The following is a 16184-nucleotide window of genomic DNA, read 5'->3' as shown; positions in this document are numbered from 1 at the left end:
GGTGAGTATTTGGGGAAAGATGAAGGGCAGGGGAGCGATCCTCTGCCCTTCTTCGTGTGGGTCCCGCGGCGGGGGCTGCGGATCAGGCCGGAAGGCTCCGGCGGCCGCGGGTACGGCCTGAAGCGGGGTCCGGTCTTCCGGACCCCTTCGGCTCACTTGCGGATTTTCATCGGCGCGCCGACCCACTCGGGCACGGGCTCCGCCGCATGGGTCTCGGCTTCGGCAGCAAGCCGCGCGGCGACCTCCTCGGGGTAGGCGGCGACGCGGGGGCCGGACTGGTCGATATGCAGGCTGATGCCCTCGCCCGTGGCGCTGACCCAGCCGTCCTCGTGGAGGATCTCCTGTGCGTAATGCAGGCTCTTGGGGCCGAGGTCGAGAATGCGGAAGGTCACGCGCACCACCGCGTCCGGCGGCAGCTCACGCAGGTAGCGGATGCGGAACTCGGCGGAATAGGTGGTGTGCCCGCTGCTGCGGGCGTAGTCCTCGCCGATGCCCACCTTTGTGAAGTATTCCTCCACGCCGTCATCGAAGAGCCGACCGTAGTAGGCCATGTTGAGGTGGCCGTTGTAGTCGATCCACTCGGGTTTGAGGGTCATCGGCTGAGAGGTGAAGCTATGCGCCATGAGGTCTCCTTTCGGGCCGGAGCCTAGCAGAGGGGGCGGTCAGGGCAAGGGGAGGGCGAGGCTGGACTTTGCCGGAGCCTCCGAGCAAGCAATTCGTGAGGCAGGACCGTTGTAGGGGCCTGTCTGGTCGGTGCCCTGTTCTCAGGCTCAGGCTCAGGCTCAGGCTCAGGCTCAGGCTCAGGCACTGATCGCGCGCGGCGGGCGTCGCCCCTCATGGGGAACCGCGCCCTTGAAACGCAAAAGGGCGGGGATATCCCCGCCCTCTGCCTGTCTCATCCGTGCCGGGCTCAGAGCCCCAGCTTGGCCGCCACGAGGTCGTTCACCGCCTTGGGATTGGCCTTGCCGCCGGTGGCCTTCATGACCTGCCCCACGAACCAGCCCGCCAGTTTCGGGTTGGCCTTGGCCTTCTCGACCTGCGCCGGGTTGGCGGCGATCACCTCGTCCACGGCGGCCTCGATGGCGCCGGTGTCAGTGACCTGTTTCATCCCTTCGGTCTCGACGATCTCTTCCGGGTCGCGGTCCGAGGTATAGGCGATCTCGAAGACATCCTTGGCGATCTTGCCCGAGATGTCGCCCTTGGTGATCAGGCCGACGATCTGGCCGAGGCGCTCGGGGCCGATCGGGCTGTCGCCGATGTCCTTGTCGTCCTTCTTCAGGCGGCCGAAGAGCTCGTTGATCACCCAGTTGGCCGCCAGCTTGCCGTCACGGCCCTCGGCGACCTTCTCGAAGAAGGCGGCGTTCTCGGCCTCGGCGGTCAGCACGGAGGCATCGTATTCGCTCAGGCCGAAGTCCTTGACGAAACGGGCCTTCTTCTCGTCGGGCAGCTCGGGCAGGGAGGCGGCGATATCGTCCACCCAGCCCTGTTCGATTTCCAGCGGCAGCAGGTCGGGATCGGGGAAGTAGCGGTAGTCATGCGCCTCTTCCTTCGAGCGCATGGAGCGCGTCTCGCCCTTGTCCGGATCGTAGAGCCGGGTCTCCTGCACGATCTCGCCCCCGGATTCGAGGATCTGGATCTGGCGCCGCGCCTCGTAGTCGATCGCCTGCTGGATGAAGCGCATGGAGTTCATGTTCTTGATCTCGCAGCGGGTGCCGAGGTGCGAGAAGTCCTGCGTCGCCTGGTACTTCTCGTACTGGCCGGGACGGCAGACCGAGACGTTGACGTCCGCCCGCAGGTTGCCGTTCTGCATGTTGCCGTCGCAGGTGCCGAGGTAGCGCAGGATCTGGCGCAGCTTCGCGATATAGGCGGCCGCCTCCTCGGGGCCGCGGATGTCGGGGCGGCTGACGATCTCCATCAGCGCCACGCCGGTGCGGTTCAGGTCCACGAAGGACATGTTGGGATCCATGTCATGGATCGACTTGCCCGCGTCCTGCTCGAGGTGGATCCGCTCGATCCGCACGAGCCGCGCCACGCCCGGGCCCATGTCCACGAGGATCTCGCCCTCGCCCACGATCGGGTGGTAGAGCTGCGAAATCTGGTAGCCCTGCGGCAGGTCCGGGTAGAAGTAGTTCTTGCGGTCGAAGGCCGAGCGCAGGTTGATCTCCGCCTTGAGGCCCAGCCCGGTGCGCACCGCCTGCGCCACGCAGAACTCGTTGATCACCGGCAGCATGCCGGGCATGGCCGCGTCCACGAAGGCCACGTTGGAATTGGGCTCGGCGCCGAACCTGGTCGAGGCGCCGGAGAAGAGCTTGGCGTTGGAGGCGACCTGCGCATGGACCTCCATGCCGATGACCAGTTCCCAGTCATCCTTGGCCCCGGCGATCACCTTGGGCTTGGGGGTCTCGTAGGTCAGATCCAGCATGGGCGTCCTCTCGGGCTGAAAATTCGTCGGCTCGGGTTCTACGCCGCTCCCCGCCCCGGGGCAAGGGCTCCGGCCCCACTCATCCACTGTTCGCAAGTATCCTCGGGGGACGGGCGCAGCGCGCCCGGGGGGCAGACGGCCCCCTCTGGGCTTGCGGTCCGGACAGGCGGCGAAGGGGCGCGCGTCGTCCTCCCGTGCCCAAGAATTTTCGAAAATTCTTGGGGAAATTCTTCGAAGAATTTTCCCGGCCCAGCCGGGAGGGCCGCGCTTCGGTCAAACCGGGCGCTGACCGGAAAATGCACATTTTCCGGACCGGAATTTTCGAAAATTCCGGGGGGCTCTGCCCCCTTGGCCCCCGGGGGGCCAATTCCCCCGGAGTATTGGGGCAAAGATGAAGCGGGGTCAGGCCATCGGCTGCAGGTTCAACCCGAGGGGCGAGAAGGTGATCCGCTGGCCGGCGGCGATCTCGCGCGCGAACTGGGCCGAGATGGCGCGGCGGGCGAGCAGGGTGCCCTGGGTGATCCGGGCCGAGCGCGAGGGCGTGGGCCGTGTGTCGCTCAGCGGCAGGGCGGCATCCGCCCAGACGATCGGGTGCAACTCGCGCAGGTGGTGGCGCAGGATCCAGCCCGCGGCGGCGTGGATCGTGGCGCGGTTGTCGCGGGCCGCGCGGGAGATGTCGCCGGGGGCGGCACCGGGCGCCATGGTCAGGGCCGCGAAGGCGGCGAAGCGGTTGGCGGTGTGCTGGTCCGGGCGCTGGTCCAGGATGTCGTGCAGCCCCTCGATGAAGAGCGCCACGTCGACGTGGGCGGCGGCCTCCGGGTCGGTGGCAAGCGCCTCGGTCCAGACCGCGGCATAGCCGCCGTCCTCCCAGATGTCTGCGGTGCGCTTGGCGGTGTCGCGGGCCTGCTGGTCGAGGCGTTCGTAGCTGCCGAACCAGCGCGGCAGCAGCAGCGGACCCATGGCGCGGGGATGTGCCGGGTTGTGCGGGTCGAGGTCGATGACGTCCTCGTAGGCATCCATCAGCATGTCGGCGCTCTGCGCGCCCGGCGCGGCCTCGGCCAGGGCGAGGTCGCAGGCGGCGGCGGCCAGCTCGGGGCTGTCGAGTTCAAGCGCGCAATAGGGTTCCAGCAGCGCGGCGGCGCGGGCCACGTGGTGGTCGAACTGGGCGCTGTCGGCCTGCCGGCCATCCTGCGGGCGGCCGCCCATCGGGCGTCCGAGGTAGCCCCAGCCGATGTCCATATGGGCGCGGGCCACCACGAGGGCCACGCCCCAGCAGCCCGGATGGTCCTCCACGAGGTCCTCCAGCGCGTCGATCCCGCCGCGGCGCAGGGGCTGGCCGTTGGCGATATCCGTGAGCGCCGATTGCACCGCGTCCTTGCGTGCGCCGCGGGCCAGCAGCCCGGCGAGGCTGGTGCCCCCCGGCGTGGCCCGGCGCGAGGCGTCGGCATTGCGGATCTGCACGTCGAGGTCGGCCCAGCAGTCCTGACGGGCGAGGAACTGGCCACGGGCGGTGTATTCCGCGCGCAGGCGCTCTTCCTCGGTCTCGTCGCAGCTGGGAAGCTCGAGCTGTTCGCAGGTGTCGCCGGTGAGCGTTTCGCCCGCAACACGTGCCAGCGGCGGCAGAGCGATATCCGCGAAGGCCTCGGGCGCGACGGCGTCGCGACGGAAGGCCGAGGACAGGAAGGTGCTCAGGCGCGTGAACTTGTGCATCTTGTGGGGCTCCGGCTGTTAGGTGCCATATCTGTGATGCCGGTTTCGGGCCGAAACGTGACGACTTGTGGCCGATTGAGGGGATTTACCGGGGCCGAGAGGCCGGTTTCCGGGGCGGAAACAGCCCGGGGTTGACTGACTGATTTGTTGACGGGCGTCCACGTAAGGCGCTGTCATGAAACGAAAACGCCCCCGCGCGGATCTGCTCCGTGCGGGGGAGTAGGCTGTGCGGGTTAACGCGCGCTTTACGGTCAAGCGGCAAGAATGCGGCCAACCATCTCCGATGTGTCACGGGAAAGCCCGGGTTTGGCGGCAATCCGCTCAAGCTCGGCGCGGATCAGGTCCTGCCGATCGGCGTCGTAGCGCTTCCATGTCTCGAAGGCGGAACACATCCGCGCCGTGGTCTGCGGGTTCAGCGGGTCGAGCTGGAGCAGCCAGTCCGCCAGCAGCCGGTAGCCGGCCCCGTCCTTCGCATGGAAGCCCGCCGGATTGCCCGCGAGCGCCCCGAGCGTGGCGCGGAAGCGGTTGGGGTTCTTCATGGTGAAGTCGGGGTGCTGGGTCAGCATACCCGTCACCTTGGCGGCCTCGCCCGGCGCGGCATAGGCGATCTGGAGCGCGAACCACTTGTCGATCACCAGCCGGTCGGCTTGCCATTGGTCATAGAAGGCCTGCACCTCCGCCGCCCCCTTGCCCGCGATCAGCAGGCAGGTCAGCGCGGCCAGCTGCTGGGTCATGTTGTCGGCCCCGGCGTATTGCTGCGCGGCAAGCGCGCCCCCGTCGCGGCGCGACAGCAGGGCGAGCGCCCCGTTGGCGAGCGCGCGGGCGGCGGAGGGGCCGGCGTCGGGGGAATAGGCGCCGGGCACTTGGTGGTCGTGGTAGAGCCGGGTCAGCAGCGGCTCCAGCTCTTCCGCCATGGCCTCGAGCAGCCGTTCGCGCGCGGCGTGGATCGCGTCCGGGTCCGGGGTCACGCCCGCATCGAAGAGGGTCTGGGCGAGGTCCTCTTCCGAGGGCAGGGCCAGCACGAGGGCGCGGAAGGCGGGATCGAGGCTGTCGTCCGACAGCGTTGCCTGCAGCGCGCCGAGGTAGGCGGCATCGGGCGCCGCGCCATCGGTGATCATGCGCAGCAGCCCGTCCTTGGCCAGCATCCGCCCAGCTTCCCACTTGTTAAAGGGATCGGTGTCATGGGCCAGCAGGAAGGCGCGTTCGGCGTTCGTGGTCTCGCGCTCGAGGATCACGGGGGCGGAGAAGCCGCGCAGGATCGAGGGCACGGGTTTCGCCGCAAGGCCGGGGAAGGCAAAACTCTGCTCGGCCTCGGTCATCTCCAGCAGCGTCGTTTCCTGCACCTCGTCCCCGTTCGGGCCCAGCAGGCCCACGGCGATCGGCAGCACCTGCGGCAGCTTGTCGGGCTGGCCGGGCGTCGGCGGGGTCATCTGGCTGAAGTGGAGCGTGTAGGTGCCGTCCTCCCACACCTCGCGCACCTTCAGGCGCGGGGTGCCAGCCTGCGAATACCAGCGTTTGAACTGGCTCAGGTCCCGGCCCGTGGTCTCCTCAAAGACCGTCAGCCAGTCCTCGATGGTGCAGGCCTGCCCGTCGTGCCGGGTAAAGTAGAGGTCGAGCGCCTTGTCATAGGCCTCGTCCCCCACAAGCTCCTTGAGCATGCCGATGACCTCGGCGCCCTTTTCGTAGACCGTGGCGGTGTAGAAGTTGTTGATCTCCTGGAAGCTCTCGGGGCGCACGTTATGGGCCAGCGGGCCGTTGTCCTCGCGGAACTGGCGCGCGCGCAGGGTGATCACGTCGGAGATGCGTTTGACCGGCTCGGAGCGCATGTCGGCGGTGAACTGGCTGTCGCGGTAGACGGTCAGCCCTTCCTTGAGGCACAGCTGGAACCAGTCGCGGCAGGTGATCCGGTTGCCGGTCCAGTTGTGGAAATACTCATGCGCGATGATCGCCTCGATCCGTTCGAAGTTGCCATCGGTCGAGGTCTCGGGCGAGGCGAGGACGCAGGAGGAGTTGAAGATGTTCAGCCCCTTGTTCTCCATCGCGCCCATGTTGAAGTCATCCACCGCGACGATGTTGAAGATGTCGAGGTCGTATTCCCGGCCATAGACCTCTTCGTCCCATGTCATGGACTTCTTCAGTGCCTCCATGCCGAAGGCGCATTTGCCCTCGTCCCCGGGGCGGACCCAGATGTTCAGCTCCACATCCTTGCCGGATTTGGTGGTGAACTGGTCGGGATGGTTCACGAGGTCCCCGGCCACGAGGGCGAAGAGATAGGCGGGCTTGGGCCAGGGGTCGTGCCATTCGGCAAAGCCCTCGCCGGAGGCGCCGGGGTTGCCGTTGGAGAGTTTCACCGGCTCATCGCCCTCGATCCGCACGGTGAAGGTGGCCATCACATCGGGACGGTCCGGGTAATAGGTGATCTTGCGGAAGCCCTCGGCCTCGCATTGGGTGCAGTACATGCCGTTCGACATGTAGAGCCCTTCGAGGGCGAAGTTCCGTGCGGGCGCGATCTCGACCTCGGCCTCCCATGTGAAGGGGGCGTCGGGCACCGCGCAGGTGAGGCCCTCGTCGCTGAGCTCCGGGCTGACCGGCTGGCCGTCGATGGCCGCCGAGAGCAGGGTCAGCTGTTCGCCGTGCAGGAAGAAGGTCGTGTCCGTCGCCTCGGGGTTCCGGCGGAAGCGGATGCGGGAGAGGACGCGGGTGGCGTTCGGGTCAAGGCGGAAGGTCAGGTGGACCTCATCCACGAGGTAGGCGGGCGGGGCGTACTCCGAGAGGTAGATCGTGGGGCCTGCCATGTCTTTCATCTGTCTGCTCCGTCTCGGGGAATGCGTCTTTGCCAAATAGCTGTGGCACGGGACCGGGAATTGCAAGGCCGGACGCCGGGAGGGCAACCGCCTTGCACGGGTGTATTAGGAAATTTTCCCTGAAGACCCTGATCCGTGGGGTGTTGGCGTCCCGCCCTGAGAGAGTGGTTCTAACGGGGCGCGGGCGGCGCTTTCCGTTTTCTTCGCAGAAAACGGAGCGGAATTTTCGAAAATTCCGGGTAGGGCGGCCCCGGCTGCCCCAAGGCCATGCGGATCGGCAATTGCGGCGCAGCGGCGCGGCGGTCTACCATGCGCGGGATTTGACCTGTGAGGAGGGATCATGGCGGAACGGGTGTCGGTGGCAGGCCTTCAGGTCGCGCGCGAGCTTTACGACTTTATCGGAGAGCGGGCGCTGCCCGGAACGGGGGTGGAGGCCACGGCCTTCTGGGATGGCTTCGCGGCCCTGCTGGGGGAGTTCACCGGCCAGAACCGGGCGCTGCTGCAAAAGCGCGATGTGCTGCAGCAGAAGATCGACGCCTACTATATCTCCCGCGCCGGCCAGCCCATGGACCCGGCGGCGGACGAGGCCTTCCTGCGCGAGATCGGGTACCTCGTGGAGGAGGGGCCGGATTTCACCATCGGAACCCAGAACACCGATCCCGAGATCGCGCATATTCCCGGGCCGCAGCTGGTGGTGCCGATCACGAATGCGCGCTACGCCCTGAACGCGGCCAACGCGCGGTGGGGCTCTCTCTATGATGCGCTCTACGGCACCGATGCGCTTGGCGATCTGCCCCATGGCGGGGGCTATGACCCCGCGCGGGGGGCGCGTGTCATCGCATGGGCCAAGGCGCATCTGGACCGCGCCGTGCCGCTGGCACAGGGCAGCTGGGCCGATGTGACGGGGCTGGCGGTGCGCGACGGGCAGCTGGTGCTGGTGCGCAATGGCGACGAGACCGGGCTGGCCGATCCGGCGGCCTTTGTCGGCTATCTGGAAGGCGGGCGGGTGCCGCTGCAGGTGTTGCTGCGGGCCAATGGCCTGCTGATCGAGGTTCGGGTCGACAGTTCCACCGACGTGGGCCGTCAGGACCCGGCCGGCATCTCGGACGTGCGGCTGGAAAGCGCCGTCTCGGCCATCATGGACTGCGAGGACAGCGTCGCCTGCGTCGATGCGGCCGACAAGGTGCAGGCCTATGGCAACTGGCTGGGCCTGATGCGCGGCGACCTGACCGAGAGCGTGGAGAAGGCGGGCAGCACCTTTACCCGCAAGCTGGCGCCCGACATGCTCTTCACCCGGCCCGACGGGGAGGAACTGCGCGTCAAGGGCCGCGCCCTCATGCTGGTGCGCAATGTCGGCCACCTGATGACCAACCCCGCGGTGCTGGACGCCGAGGGCAAGGAGGTCTTCGAGGGGCTGATGGATGCCATGGTCACCACCGTGATCGCGATCCACGACCTTGCCAAGTCGGGCGGGGCGCGGAACTCGGTCGAGGGCTCGGTCTACGTGGTGAAGCCCAAGATGCACGGGCCCGAGGAAGTGGCCTTTGCCGATGCGGTCTTTACCAAGGTCGAGGCCCTGTTGGGCCTGCCCGCGAACACCGTCAAGCTGGGCATCATGGACGAGGAACGCCGCACCTCGGTCAACCTCAAGGAATGCATCCGCGCCGCCAAGGACCGGGTCGCCTTCATCAACACCGGCTTCCTCGACCGGACGGGGGACGAGATCCACACCGGGATGGAGGCCGGCCCCTTCCTGCCCAAGGGCGAGATGAAGTCCACCGCGTGGATCGCCTCCTACGAGGATCGGAACGTCGACATCGGCCTCGCCTGCGGACTGCGGGGGCGGGCCCAGATCGGCAAGGGCATGTGGGCCATGCCCGACCTGATGGAAGAGATGCTCTCGGCCAAGGTGGGCCATCCGCAGGCGGGCGCGAACTGCGCCTGGGTGCCGTCGCCCACCGCCGCCACGCTGCACGCGACCCACTACCACGTCATCGACGTGCTGGCCCGGCAGGAGGAGATCGCCCGTGGTGGCCCGCGCGGCACGCTGGAGGCGCTGCTGACCGTGCCCGTCATGCGCGGCCGCAACCTCAGCGAAGAGGAACTGACCCGCGAGATCGAGAACAACGCGCAGGGCATCCTCGGCTACGTGGTGCGCTGGATCGACCAGGGTGTGGGGTGTTCCAAGGTGCCCGACATCCATGACGTGGGCCTGATGGAGGACCGGGCGACCTGCCGGATCTCGTCTCAGGCGCTGGCCAACTGGCTGCACCACGAGGTCGTCAGCGAAGGGCAGGTGATGGCCGCGATGCGCAAGATGGCCGCGGTGGTGGACCGGCAGAACGCGGGCGATCCGCCCTATGCCCCCATGGCGCCGGACTATGACGGCGTCGCCTTCCAGGCGGCCTGCGACCTGGTGTTCCGCGGCCGCATCCAGCCTTCGGGCTATACCGAGCCGGTGCTGCACCGGCGGCGGCTGCAGCGCAAGGGCTGAGGCGCCGGGAGAGACAGGGAGGGGCGGGCCGGCAGGTCCGCCCTTTTCCGTTGGGGGCCGCCTTTCCATTGCAGGTGCGGAGGACGTCGGGCCCATGGGCGATGGCTGATGCCGGGGCGTGTCGGGTCGGGCGGCGCGCGGGTTGGGCGTCGAGCAGTGAGTATTTGCGGAAAGATGAAAGGGGGGCTCGGGCGCTCGGTGAGGCCAGTGTGGGCCATTGTGGGCCGGTGTGGGCAGGGGCGGGCGGTGCGCGGGGTGAGAGCGGGGCAGTGAGTATTTTTGGAAAGATGAAGCGGGGGAGACTTGGCCGTCCAGGGGCTGCCCAAGGATTGGGCGGGGCCTGCGGCTTTGCGGGAGTGCCCAATGCGCGGGCAACATGTCCGATCCTGCATCATTGCACAGGCTGGGCGGTTTATTCCGCAGCGCGGCGGGCGTAGTCTGGCCCGCAGAATGCGGAGACCCTCATGACGCGACCCATCGTCGGCATCATCACCAACAAGAATGTCATCGACAATTCCTACCGGACCCATTCCGGCGGCATCATGAACACCGAGGCGGTCGCCAACGTCTCGCGCTGCATGCCGCTGCTGATCCCCGCCGATCCGCGGTACGTATCGGTCGAGGAGTTGCTCAACACCTTCGACGGCTTCGTCCTCACCGGCGGGCGGCCCAACGTCCACCCCTCGGAATACGGCGAGGACGAGACCGAGGCCCATGGCACCTTCGACCGGGCGCGCGATGCGATCACCCTGCCGCTGGTACGGGCCTGCGTGGAACGCGGCCAGCCCTTCCTCGGCATTTGCCGCGGCTTCCAGGAGGTGGCGGTGGCCATGGGCTCGACCCTGCATCCCGAGATCCGCGACCTGCCCGGGCGGCTGAACCACCGGATGCCCCCGGATGGCACCATCGAGGAGAAATTCGCCCTGCGCCACAAGGTGACCTTCAAGGAAGGCGGCGTCTTCCACCGCCTGATGGGCGCGCCGGAGGTGATGACCAACACGCTGCACGGGCAGGGCGTCACCCAGCCCGGCCGCCGCTTCAAGGTCGAGGGCACGGCGCCCGACGGCACGCCCGAGGCCGCATACGTGGACGGCGCCACCGGCTTCACCCTCGCGGTGCAGTGGCACCCGGAATACGACGCGGCCAACGATCCCGTGTCGCGCCCGCTCTTCGAGGCCTTCGGCCGCGCGGCCACCGAATGGTCGGCGCAGAAATCCGGCCGGGGCGTGCTCCGCTCCGCCTGATCCGCCCCAGCGTCACCGGTTTCCAGCAGGCGTCCACCCCGGTGGGCGCCTGTCGCATTGCGGCCATGCAGATTCGAGAAAGGTCTGCTCTCTTGACCTTTCTTCGGGCGACATTTATGTGCGGGGAGCGGCTTCTTCCGGTAATATTTGGAAATCAAGCCGGGGGCTCCGCGCAACAGGGCGCGCCGCACCGCAAGGACATCGCTGCACGAGAAGGAATAGAGGATGGACTGGACCCACGTTCTGGCCGGCCGCACGGGCCGCATGAAGGCTTCCGAGATCCGGGAACTGCTGAAGCTGCTGGACCAGCCCGACATCATTTCCTTTGCCGGCGGCATCCCCGACCCGGCACTCTTCCCGGCGGAGAAGTTCGGCAAGGCGATGTCGGATATCCTCGGCGGGTCCGAGGCCTCGGTCGCGCTGCAATACTCGGTCTCCGAAGGTTTCCGCCCGCTGCGGCGCTGGATCGCCAAGGAGATGGGCCGGATCGGCATCGCCTGCACCGAGGAGAACGTGATGATCACCTCGGGGTCGCAGCAGGCGCTCGACTACCTCGGCAAGCTGCTGATCAACCCGGGCGATACGGCGCTGGTGACCTGGCCCACCTACCTCGGCGCGCTCGGGGCGTTCAACGCCTACGAGCCGACCTATGACCAGCTGTCGCTGAACGGCAACCGCGGGGCGGAGGACTACCGCGCGGCGGCAGAGGCGGCGGGCGGCAAGGTGAAATTCGCCTATCTCTCGCCTGACTTCGCCAACCCCACCGGCGAGACGCTGGACCTGACGGGGCGCGAACGGCTGCTGGCCCTGGCCGAGGACCTGGACTGCGCGATCATCGAGGACGGTGCCTATCAGGCGCTGCGCTACGAGGGCGAGGTGATCCCGACGCTGATGGCCATGGAGATCGCGCAGAAAGGCGACGTGAATGCCTGCCGCACGATCTATTCCGGCTCCTTCTCCAAGGTGCTGGCGCCGGGGCTGCGGGTGGCCTGGGTGGTGGCCGCGCGCGACGTGATCGACCGGATGGTGCTGCTGAAGCAGGCCGCCGACCTGCACAGCGCCACGCTGAACCAGATCGCGACGCTGCGGGTTGCGGAGCAGGATTTCGACGCCCACGTGGCCGGTCTGCGCGAGGTCTATGGCCGCCGGCGCCGCCTGATGCTGGAGGCGCTGGACCGCGAGATGCCCGAGGGCGTGACCTATACCCGGCCCGAGGGCGGCATGTTCGTCTGGATGGAACTGCCGAAGGGGCTGGACGCCGCCGCCCTTCTGGCGACCTCGCTGGAGAGCGAACGCGTGGCCTTCGTGCCGGGCAGCGCCTTCTACGCCGACGGGGGCCATGCAAACACCCTGCGTCTGTGCTTCACGCTGCATGAGAAGGAGAAGATGGACGCGGGCATCGCGCGCCTCGGCCGCCTGATCCGGCAGGCGATGGAGACGCGGGCCCCGGCGGCAGCGCTCGCGGAGTGAGACCCTCGGGCTGGGCCCGGTGCCCGGCCTGACGGCACGGCTGCCCGATGGCTGTCCCGGGGGCGCGAGCCAGCGGGCGCGGTTGCAGCTCAGGGTGCGGGGCCGGTCTTACGCCACGGGCCTCACGTCCCGTGTCTGATGCCCGCACGCGCATGGCGGATTGACGCGGCGGTGCGCTGCCCTCTGGCGGGGGTGGGCGCCGATGCGGTAGCTCTTGTGGGACCACACGGGAGGCTGCCATGCGCAAGACGTTCGATCTGCCCCAACTCTGGCTGCTGGCCTTCGCGGTGATCGGCTGGCTTCAGGCGCGTCATTTCTCGGCCGGGCTGCACCTCGGCGGGGTCTTCGCGGATTTCCTCGGCGGGTTGCTGGTGGGCGGCGGCGTGCTGCTGATGGTGCTCGCGCTCTACGAGATGCGGCGCCAGCGGACAACGCCCATGCCGCACGCCACGGCCAGCCAGCTGGTCACCAGCGGGATCTTCTCCCGCACCCGCAATCCCATCTACCTCGGCGATGTCATGATTCTGACCGGTCTGCTCCTCAGGTGGGATGCGGTGCTGTCACTGCCCCTTATCCCGCTGCTGATGTGGATATTGGAGCGTCGCTATATCATCGCCGAAGAAAATCGCCTCCGCAGGCAATTCCGTGTTGATTATGCACGCTACTGTCAAAAGACTCGTCGTTGGGTTTGACAGCGGGGATGAGAACAGGCATCCCCGTTTCCTGATGCGCGCAATTTTATTGCGCACTCGTTCAAATGAGCGTCCGGAAAACGTCCGGACGACGACAGAAGGTGTTCAGAAGGGAGATTTCTGCCGTGAAAATCGGAACGCCAAAGGAAGTGTTCGCGGGTGAGAACCGGGTCGCCATGACCCCGGACTCCGCCCTCCAGCTTCAGAAGCTGGGCCACGAATGCCTCCTTGAGAGTGGGGCTGGCGAGAAAGCCGGCTTCCTAGACTCCGCCTATGAAGCGGCCGGGGTGACCCTCGTGCCCGACGCGCAGGCGCTGTACGCGGCAGCGGACGTGATCGCCAAGGTGCGTCCGCCCAGTGACGAGGAGGTCGCCCTGCTGACCCCCGAGAAGACGCTGATCAGCTTCTTCTATCCGGGGAGCAACGAGGCGCTGCTGGAAAGCTGCAAGGAGACCGGGGCCACGGTCATTGCCATGGACATGGTGCCGCGGATTTCGCGCGCCCAGAAAATGGATGCCCTCTCCTCCATGGCGAACATCGCGGGCTACCGCGCTGTCATCGAGGCGGGCAACAACTTCGGCCGCTTCTTCACCGGTCAGGTGACGGCGGCGGGCAAGGTGCCCCCGGCGAAGGTGCTGGTCGTCGGCGCCGGTGTGGCGGGTCTTGCCGCCATCGGCACCTCGACCTCGCTCGGCGCGATCACGCTGGCCTTCGACGTGCGGCCCGAAGTGGCCGAACAGATCGAATCCATGGGCGCGGAATTCGTCTACCTCGACTTCGAGGAAGCGCAGACCGATGGCGCGGCCACCGGCGGCTATGCCGCCCCGTCGAGCCCTGAGTTCCGCGAAGCGCAGCTGAAGAAGTTCCGCGAACTGGCCCCCGACGTCGACATCGTCATCACCACCGCGCTGATCCCGAACCGGGCCGCGCCGGTGCTCTGGACGAAGGACATGGTCGAGCTGATGAAGCCCGGCTCGGTCATCGTCGACCTTGCGGCCGAGCGTGGCGGCAACTGCGAGCTGACCCAGCCCGACGAGAAGCTGATCACGGAAAACGGTGTGACCATCGTCGGTTACACGGACTTCCCCAGCCGGATGGCGACCCAGTCCTCGACGCTTTACGCCACCAACATCCGTCACATGATGACCGACCTCACGCCCGAGAAGGACGGTGTGGTCAACCACAACATGGACGATGACGTGATCCGCGGTGCCACCGTGACCCACGAGGGCGCGGTGACCTTCCCGCCGCCGCCGCCCAAGGTGAAGGCGATCGCGGCGCAGAAGCCGAAGGAAAAGGTCAAGGAACCGACGCCGGAAGAGAAGCGCGCCGCGGAAGTGGCTGCCTTCAAGGCGCAGACCAAGCAGCAGGTGACCCTGCTGGCGGTCGGTGCCGTGCTCCTGCTGGGGGTGGGCCTGATTGCGCCTGCCAGCTTCATGCAGCACTTCATCGTCTTCGTGCTGTCGGTCTTCGTGGGCTTCCAGGTGATCTGGAACGTCTCGCACTCGCTGCACACGCCGCTGATGGCCGTCACCAACGCGATCTCCTCGATCATCATCCTCGGCGCGCTGATGCAGATCGGCTCGGGGTCGTTCATCGTGATCCTGCTGGCGGCGCTCTCGGTCTTCATGGCCGGGATCAACATCTTCGGCGGTTTCCTCGTCACCCGGCGCATGCTCGCCATGTTCCAGAAATCGTAAGGGGTAGGGGATCATGGATTTCGGATTCACGACGGCGGCCTATGTGGTCGCGGCTGTTCTCTTCATCCTTTCGCTCGGCGGTCTGTCGGGTCAGGAAAGCGCCAAGCGGGCCGTCTGGTACGGCATCGCCGGCATGGCACTGGCGGTCTTCGCCACGCTCATCGGGCCCGGTTCGGGCCTGTGGCTTCTCTCGGTCATCCTGATCGCGGGTGGCGGGATCATCGGCTGGTATGTGGCCAAGAAGGTCGAGATGACCGAGATGCCGCAGCTGGTCGCCGCCATGCACTCGCTGGTCGGTCTCGCCGCGGTCTTCGTGGGCTTCAACGCGCATTTCACCATGCGCGCGATCGCCAACGGCAAGGAGGCGGTCGGCACCTTCGCGGAGCTGGTGGCCCACAAGAGCCCGGTCGAACTGGGCATCCTGCAGGTCGAGCTGTTCCTCGGCATCTTCATCGGCGCGGTGACCTTCACCGGCTCGGTGATCGCCTATGGCAAGCTGGCCGGCAAGGTGACCTCCAAGGCCCAGAAACTGCCCGGCGGGCACCTGCTGAACGCAAGCGCGGCGGGTCTCTCGGTGATCTGCCTGTTCTGGTACTGCACGACCGGCGGGTTCTTCCCGCTCATCATCATGACGCTCTGCGCGCTCTTCATCGGGTACCACCTGATCATGGGCATCGGCGGTGCGGACATGCCGGTGGTGGTCTCGATGCTGAACAGCTACTCCGGCTGGGCGGCGGCGGCGATCGGCTTCTCGCTCTCCAATGACCTGCTGATCGTGGTGGGTGCGCTGGTGGGCTCCTCCGGTGCCATCCTGTCGTACATCATGTGCAAGGCGATGAACCGGTCCTTCATCTCGGTGATCCTCGGCGGCTTCGGCGGCACGGCGGGCCCGGCGATGGAAGTGGAAGGCGAACAGGTCTCCATCGACGTCGACGGCGTGGCCTCGGCGCTCGAAGAGGCCGACAGCGTGATCATCGTTCCGGGTTACGGCATGGCGGTGGCACAGGCCCAGCAGAACGTGGCCGAGCTGACCCGCCGTCTGCGGGCCAAGGGCAAGGAGGTGCGTTTCGCGATCCACCCCGTTGCCGGCCGTCTGCCGGGGCACATGAACGTGCTGCTGGCCGAGGCCAAGGTGCCTTACGACATCGTGCTGGAGATGGACGAGATCAACGAGGACTTCCCGGACACGGACGTCGTCATCGTCATCGGCTCGAACGACATCGTGAACCCGGCCGCGCAGGACGACCCGAACTCCCCCATCGCCGGCATGCCGGTGCTGGAGGTCTGGAAGGCGAAGCAGGTCTTCGTCTCCAAGCGGGGCCAGGGCACGGGCTACTCCGGCATCGAGAACCCGCTGTTCTACAAGGACAACACGCGGATGTACTACGGTGACGCGAAACAGTCCGTGGGCGATCTGCTGAACAAGATCAGCTGATCCGAACGAGACGGCATCGAGGGGCCCCGCCGGCGACGGCGGGGCCCTTTGCGTTTCGCGCGCGGCGGGTGGGTCCAAGAATTCTCGAAAATTCTTCGAAGAATTATCGGCGGGCGGGGAGAGGTCCCGGGACCTCTCGGGCGGTGTCCGGAAAATGCGCATTTTCCGGTCCGGATTTTTTGGAAAAATCCGGGCAGGGAGGCACGGTTCGGT

General features: G+C 67.1%; 10 protein-coding genes. 6 read left to right on the top strand and 4 right to left on the bottom strand.

Going from position 1 to position 16184, the window contains the following annotated elements:
* Positions 1 to 152 precede the first annotated feature (152 nt).
* The 4 genes from ACX9MO_RS00685 to pepN all read right to left on the bottom strand — a co-directional run bounded on the left by ACX9MO_RS00685 (position 153) and on the right by pepN (position 6936).
* Positions 153 to 623, bottom strand: a complete 471-nt coding sequence (locus ACX9MO_RS00685; RefSeq protein WP_462213191.1) for a thioesterase family protein — start codon at positions 621 to 623, stop codon at positions 153 to 155.
* A 287-nt stretch (positions 624 to 910) separates the two neighbouring features.
* Positions 911 to 2422, bottom strand: a complete 1512-nt coding sequence (gene gatB / locus ACX9MO_RS00680; RefSeq protein WP_222490393.1) for an Asp-tRNA(Asn)/Glu-tRNA(Gln) amidotransferase subunit GatB — start codon at positions 2420 to 2422, stop codon at positions 911 to 913.
* Between the two features lie 402 nt (positions 2423 to 2824).
* Positions 2825 to 4132 carry a hypothetical protein gene (locus ACX9MO_RS00675; protein WP_222490392.1) on the bottom strand — a complete coding sequence of 436 codons (1308 nt, stop codon included), beginning with the start codon at positions 4130 to 4132 and terminating at the stop codon, positions 2825 to 2827.
* A 251-nt stretch (positions 4133 to 4383) separates the two neighbouring features.
* Positions 4384 to 6936 carry an aminopeptidase N gene (gene pepN, locus ACX9MO_RS00670; RefSeq protein ID WP_462213190.1) on the bottom strand — a complete coding sequence of 851 codons (2553 nt, stop codon included), beginning with the start codon at positions 6934 to 6936 and terminating at the stop codon, positions 4384 to 4386.
* A 340-nt stretch (positions 6937 to 7276) separates the two neighbouring features.
* On the opposite strand from pepN, the gene ACX9MO_RS00665 reads away from it, so the two are divergent.
* From ACX9MO_RS00665 to ACX9MO_RS00640, 6 genes are all read left to right on the top strand, one after another.
* Positions 7277 to 9430, top strand: a complete 2154-nt coding sequence (locus ACX9MO_RS00665; RefSeq protein WP_462213189.1) for a malate synthase G — start codon at positions 7277 to 7279, stop codon at positions 9428 to 9430.
* A 464-nt stretch (positions 9431 to 9894) separates the two neighbouring features.
* Entirely contained in the window at positions 9895 to 10674 is a 780-nt protein-coding gene (locus ACX9MO_RS00660) for a gamma-glutamyl-gamma-aminobutyrate hydrolase family protein (protein ID WP_222490389.1), read from the top strand.
* A 225-nt stretch (positions 10675 to 10899) separates the two neighbouring features.
* Complete coding sequence (locus tag ACX9MO_RS00655) at positions 10900 to 12144, top strand: aminotransferase-like domain-containing protein (RefSeq protein WP_462213188.1); 1245 nt, start codon at positions 10900 to 10902, stop codon at positions 12142 to 12144.
* A gap of 239 nt (positions 12145 to 12383) precedes the next feature.
* Positions 12384 to 12836 (top strand): methyltransferase family protein, encoded by a 453-nt coding sequence (locus tag ACX9MO_RS00650; protein WP_462213187.1) that lies wholly within the window; start codon positions 12384 to 12386, stop codon positions 12834 to 12836.
* A 125-nt stretch (positions 12837 to 12961) separates the two neighbouring features.
* Positions 12962 to 14536 (top strand): Re/Si-specific NAD(P)(+) transhydrogenase subunit alpha, encoded by a 1575-nt coding sequence (locus tag ACX9MO_RS00645; protein ID WP_462213186.1) that lies wholly within the window; start codon positions 12962 to 12964, stop codon positions 14534 to 14536.
* 13 nt (positions 14537 to 14549) lie between these two features.
* Positions 14550 to 15971 carry an NAD(P)(+) transhydrogenase (Re/Si-specific) subunit beta gene (locus ACX9MO_RS00640; RefSeq protein ID WP_222490385.1) on the top strand — a complete coding sequence of 474 codons (1422 nt, stop codon included), beginning with the start codon at positions 14550 to 14552 and terminating at the stop codon, positions 15969 to 15971.
* The last annotated feature ends 213 nt before the right edge of the window (positions 15972 to 16184 follow it).

The sequence above is a fragment of the Pseudooceanicola profundus genome (assembly GCF_054919315.1).
This window is presented reverse-complemented; position numbering and strand designations above follow the sequence as displayed.